The 4,877-nt window shown below is 41.9% G+C and carries 10 protein-coding genes; 3 read left to right on the top strand and 7 right to left on the bottom strand.

The features are described 5' to 3' along the window. From ACED28_RS22675 to ACED28_RS22700, 6 genes are all read right to left on the bottom strand, one after another. Nucleotides 1-241 (bottom strand): hypothetical protein (locus tag ACED28_RS22675; protein WP_210501942.1); only part of this gene is annotated, 241 nt, incomplete at its 3' end. A gap of 2 nt (nt 242-243) precedes the next feature. After that, a complete protein-coding gene (locus tag ACED28_RS22680; protein ID WP_048657929.1) occupies nt 244-447 on the bottom strand; it encodes a hypothetical protein in 204 nt (67 codons plus the stop codon). Between the two features lie 33 nt (nt 448-480). Then, nucleotides 481-744 carry a hypothetical protein gene (locus ACED28_RS22685; RefSeq protein WP_048657930.1) on the bottom strand — a complete coding sequence of 88 codons (264 nt, stop codon included), beginning with the start codon at nt 742-744 and terminating at the stop codon, nt 481-483. Then, nucleotides 741-1,010 carry a hypothetical protein gene (locus ACED28_RS22690; RefSeq protein WP_048667365.1) on the bottom strand — a complete coding sequence of 90 codons (270 nt, stop codon included), beginning with the start codon at nt 1,008-1,010 and terminating at the stop codon, nt 741-743. Before ACED28_RS22690 ends, ACED28_RS22685 begins: the two co-directional genes overlap by 4 nt. Before the next feature lie 4 nt (nt 1,011-1,014). Continuing rightward, nucleotides 1,015-1,212 carry a hypothetical protein gene (locus ACED28_RS22695; RefSeq protein ID WP_048667364.1) on the bottom strand — a complete coding sequence of 66 codons (198 nt, stop codon included), beginning with the start codon at nt 1,210-1,212 and terminating at the stop codon, nt 1,015-1,017. Next, nucleotides 1,209-1,424 (bottom strand): hypothetical protein, encoded by a 216-nt coding sequence (locus tag ACED28_RS22700; RefSeq protein ID WP_017084672.1) that lies wholly within the window; start codon nt 1,422-1,424, stop codon nt 1,209-1,211. The genes ACED28_RS22695 and ACED28_RS22700 overlap by 4 nt, the downstream gene beginning before the upstream one ends. Before the next feature lie 121 nt (nt 1,425-1,545). On the opposite strand from ACED28_RS22700, the gene ACED28_RS22705 reads away from it, so the two are divergent. From ACED28_RS22705 to ACED28_RS22715, 3 genes are all read left to right on the top strand, one after another. Beyond that, the gene (locus ACED28_RS22705; RefSeq protein WP_048663757.1) at nt 1,546-1,842 is read left to right on the top strand and encodes a helix-turn-helix domain-containing protein; all 297 of its coding nucleotides are present in this window, start codon (nt 1,546-1,548) and stop codon (nt 1,840-1,842) included. Nucleotides 1,843-1,878: 36 nt separating this feature from the next. Further along, on the top strand, nt 1,879-2,853 hold the full coding sequence (locus ACED28_RS22710; protein ID WP_210501941.1) for a tyrosine-type recombinase/integrase: 975 nt from the start codon (nt 1,879-1,881) through the stop codon (nt 2,851-2,853). A 244-nt stretch (nt 2,854-3,097) separates the two neighbouring features. Further along, nucleotides 3,098-3,769, top strand: a complete 672-nt coding sequence (locus ACED28_RS22715) for an RES family NAD+ phosphorylase (protein WP_048663755.1) — start codon at nt 3,098-3,100, stop codon at nt 3,767-3,769. A gap of 35 nt (nt 3,770-3,804) precedes the next feature. Here the strand turns inward: ACED28_RS22715 and ACED28_RS22720 are convergent, their stop codons facing one another. Next, nucleotides 3,805-4,437 carry a helix-turn-helix domain-containing protein gene (locus tag ACED28_RS22720; protein ID WP_048663754.1) on the bottom strand — a complete coding sequence of 211 codons (633 nt, stop codon included), beginning with the start codon at nt 4,435-4,437 and terminating at the stop codon, nt 3,805-3,807. Between the last annotated feature and the right edge of the window lie 440 nt (nt 4,438-4,877).

Below are 4,877 nucleotides of genomic sequence, written 5' to 3' on the forward strand. Positions count from 1 at the left end.
TTCCCCAAGGCTCGATACAACCTCGTTCGGTGCAGGTGTAATTCAAGGGTTTAGGCGTCGGTTTAACGCGCTTTTTAATGCCGTGCTTTTCTCTTAGCTTCGATATTAAGAAACACGCTCTCTCGGTTTTTTCTGGATCAAAGTCTTTAAGCACTTCCATGTCGGGGCAGGGCTTGTGTATGGGGTCGGTGATAGGCAGCTCTGCGATAGACACTGCCTCTTTGTAATTAACGTCACTCATACTTATTTTTCTAAGTGCTTTAGTACATTCATGGCTTCAAGCGATTGATTGCGAACATGCACCCAAAAGCTTTGATTTGCTTGCTTTTCAAGAGACAAGCAAGCGTTAACTTTTGGCGTGACTCTTCGTGTAGCGTAATCAAAAAGCTCTTTAGCTTCTTCGTAGGTGTTAACGTCGATATTGATAGAGTAAATTTGTGTTTCCATGACTCCCCCTGCACAACAATGCGCAAATCACCTTTAAGCGGGATGATGGCAAGATGGTAAGTCAGGCCATGGACTGCCTGAATTCATGATGCGATAAACATCCGCTTCATTCTCTTTTTCATCAAGAGAGTCGGCATAGAATCCCCAGTAACGCTTAACCCTTTCCGCTTTGCCGTCTAATCCAGTATCGAGGCATTGAATGAACGCAAATCCGCGCCCGTGGGTTCGGGCAAAGTGGAGCTGGCATTTTGGGTGATTGCTGTCATAGACAAGGTTGTTTTCGGTTTGGACTTTCATTGGGCTAACTCCTTGCTGGGTGCTTCGTTGAACAAGTACATCTTTGTGCAAGCGTCATCAATGGATTGGGCTAAGTGGTGTTCACCGCTGGTTTCGGCGTAAACGCGCACTTCATGCAAACGCTCAAGAATCGATTCATGAATGAGTTCAGACTGCGCTTGAGACACCAAGCTCGATGGGGCGCTTTCTTTTAGGCAGTGCATATCTTGGTGGTACGCTTCCACCCAAAAACGGTAAAGGTGTTGAGTGACGTCGGCGTGAGTCATGGGCTTATCCTTGTACGACTATGCGCAAATCACCCTCAAGCGGGATGATGGCAAGGTTGGTGGCCATGAAGGATGCAGGGTGACCCGCTCGGTCTTCCATTTCTGATACCGCTCGCGAGAAATTCGAGGAGTGCTCATTGGCTGGCACCACTTCCACCGGTAGGCATTTTTCGTTTGAGAAGATTTGGACAATAGGGGTCATGATTTCTTCCTCAATATCGACAGTTTGAATTGTCCCGCTTCCATGCGAGCCGCGAGTTCGACGAGGTCGACATACCGCTTCCCGGCATCAAGTTCTTTTTCCACTTCGGGTAAATCGGCGTTATCAAGACGATCGAGTACCTGTCTTTCACTCATTCCGTGAGAACGTGCAAATAAAGGCACAGACATGAATAACGCGGGCAGCATTGGCATGTGATATCCTCATAGGTTTGATGATTTTCGTGAAATACACGGAAATATGATGAAGCTAATTTTAAAACTACGCCTAAGGGCGTAGTTGTAATGTACGCCTAAGGGCGTATGGAGATCAAGAGTGGAATTAGGAAAAAAGATCAAAGCGATTCGTATTGCAGAACAGTTAACACAGGGGGAAATGGCACAACTTATTGATATTTCAATAGGTACCCTGAGAAATTGTGAACAGTCGCGAAAGGAATTAAAAAGTGAAAATTTGATTAAGATCACAGAGAATGAGCACTTCAAAAAGTACGCCTATTGGTTAGTTACTAATGAAACTCTTCCTGAGTCGGGTCAAATTAGTCCCGACTTTTCTATCCTATTAGAGCTCGGCATTGTCGAAAAAGTAACCAACGACAAGAAACTTGCTTAACGGTTTGCTTGCTTAAATACTATCGATGGGGGAAGAATGATTTTAAAGAAGAATGCGAATTATTATTCAAGTCTGGCCCCTAATCAGGTGTTTGAGAGTGAACGAAAGGCCATGCAACTTGATAAGCGGTTGGCCTTTAAACTTGAGCGGGAATGTGCAGGGAAAGACTTTCGAACGCTGGATGAATTGATCACGCTTTGGTATCGAATGCACGGTAAGACGCTACGCGATCACATTCGGCTGAGGAAGAGTCTTTATCGAATATCAGAGCGTTTGGGTAACCCCGTTGCGAGCGATTTTACGAGTAAAGATTTTGCGCACTATCGAGAGCAACGAAGTATTGAAGTGACGACGACCACGATCAACCGAGAGCATGCCTATCTTAGGGCGATGTTTAATGAGTTGGAGAGGTTAGGGGTGATTGAGTTTGAGAACCCGCTGATTAAAATTCGTCAGTTCAAAGAGCGTGAAAAAGAGTTGAGGTATTTGGAGCATGATGAGATCGCAAGGCTCTTGGGTTCGTGTCAAACGTTCAGTAACCGGTCTTTGATTTTTATCGTGAAGATTTGTTTAGCCACAGGAGCTAGGTGGGGGGAGGCGGAAAGTCTAAAGCCCTCACAAATCAAAAATAATCAGATCACGTTTTTGAATACCAAATCATCCAAGAATCGCACCGTGCCGATTAATCAAACGCTTTATGATGAACTCACTACTCTGGAGCCTATCAGTGAAGACAGGATGTTTTTAAACAGCTTATCGACTTTTCGAAAGGCGGTTGCAGAGGCAAATATTGACTTACCGAAAGGGCAAATGACTCACGTTCTGCGTCATACCTTTGCTAGCCACTATGTGATGAATGGTGGCAATATTGTGAAGTTAAGAGATGTGCTGGGTCATAGTGAAATAACAACGACAATGCGTTATGCGCATTTGGCCTCAGAGCATTTAGAAGAAACATTAATGCTTAATCCTTTAAACCAACATCAAAATATTGTCTCCAATCAAAATTAATAGCAGGAAGAACTTTAGCTTACTCATGTGTTCAGTATAGCTTGAAGCGAACATTTAGAAAAATGCTGCTGGTTATTTGTTCAGTTGATTTTTTTACGTGATAAATCTCGTAACTTTATGATTATAATGGTCAAGAGCTTAACCAGCTATTGGCGGGCATTTGCCTATTTTATTTTAGATTAAGGTTTATAGTCATGAGCATTTCAAGCAAGACTTACCGATATATAACGAGGTTAACAACATTATGGGAGACAACTCAACAGATGAAGCGCTAAAGTTCTTAAATTCTAAAGGTAAGGTACCATTTAAAAATTACCCTAAGAATAATACTTTCAAACGCTGGCAATCTACACCGCAGTCATCAGGTGTGTATTATGGGAAACCCACTCCAGAATCTATGGGGCGATTTAATGATCCTACCGGTAATACTGGTATCTGTTATGTGGCTGAGCATGCAGTTACGGCGATTGCTGAATCGTATGGGCGGAACTATCAGAAAGAAAAGAAGAAAGGTTTCAGCTACCGTGTCTCACGGGACTCATTAGATGAGGCGCATGTTTGTACATTGCAAGCTGAAAGAGAGTTAGTTACGGTTGATTTATGTAAGCTACAGGCGAAATTGCATATTACAACGGATCAACTCTCATCAGATGAGTATGGTTTAACGCAAGAAATTGTTGCATATTTTGCAAATGAGCCGAAGGCTTCTTTTGACGGCATTAGTTACCGCTCACGTCATATGGATCATGGGTATTGTGTAGCGCTGTTTGAGCGAGATAAAGAATCTCTAAGAACAGTAGCTATGGCGCCTATGTCTGAATACAAGGATAGTGAATATCTTCCCTCTGGTTGGAAGGAGCCGGATATTGATGGGGAAGAAATATTGACGGAAGTTCTTGATATCGACGTTTTCTGATCATTTAAAGGGTTCCGCAAATGCTGCGGAGCCCTTTATTTAGCTACATGGGTTTCTTGCAAACTAGCACTATGTCTCAGGCGCTTTAACTCTGTTTCGCTTAACTGCTTTTTATTTAGCAAAATTAGCGGGGAAGTAACGTTGCTACCGCCATCATTAATATTACAGATGAAGAAGGAAATTCGGGCAACAGCATCCATGTGCTCAGGGAGAGTTTGGTTGAGGCTCTCAAAGTGCGGGAGCATTTCTCCATCTTTAAATTGAAATGCTGGATAAATGTAATTTCCCCCACGTCTAATACCAAGTAATTTTTTATTTTTTAACCTGTTGTTTACTGTTTGTCTTTTAACTCCAAGTAACTCTGCAACATCTTTGGCCTTTAAAGTACCACCTAGTTTCTCTAGATCTTCAAAAAAACCTCTTTCTGCTTCTGCGCGTTTTTTTAGTTTTCTTTTTTCTCTAGGAGATATTTCTGAATGGTTATCGAGAATTTGTTGATAGAAACTCTGGGTCAACTCAATATCATTTAGAGAAGCAAGAGTCACTAGATCTTGTTCATCAAGCATATCCGAAATCAATCTATCTAAGCGAGTAGCTAAAGCTGACTTAAGAGAAGAATCATCAAACTCGCTTTTATTAAATGTAGTATTTACCGTTGCACTAGCCATAGCAGCTACCTCCTTTTGACGATTATTATATTAGTTAAAATGATAATCGTCAAATTTAGCTTTGGTTTTTCAAAAAATAAAACCTGCATGAAATACAGAAATAGTCGGAAATACCTGTCTGTCGATTTTCTTTATTTTATAAGTGTATGATTTTTATATCTGTTTTTTAGGATTCCAAATCCGCGTGTTGGGAGTTCGAATCTCTCCACCCCTGCCATCTTCAAAGTGCATTTTTATGCATGAAAAAAGGCCACTCAATGAGTGGCCTTTTTGCTATCTGCGATTTATTTTATCGACGTTTTCTTCGCTTCTTTGTGATGCTTTTTGCTTTCACAACACGCCCACCTTTGGCGAAGCGATACCCCTTCTTTAACGTGCCGTTTCTTTTTACCCCTGCTTTAGCCACTATTCTTACCTTCTAAAATTGTTTCAATGATGGT

It is taken from the genome of Vibrio sp. 1F253, assembly GCF_041439295.1.
In the GTDB taxonomy this organism is placed as follows: Bacteria; Pseudomonadota; Gammaproteobacteria; order Enterobacterales; family Vibrionaceae; genus Vibrio; species Vibrio tasmaniensis_A.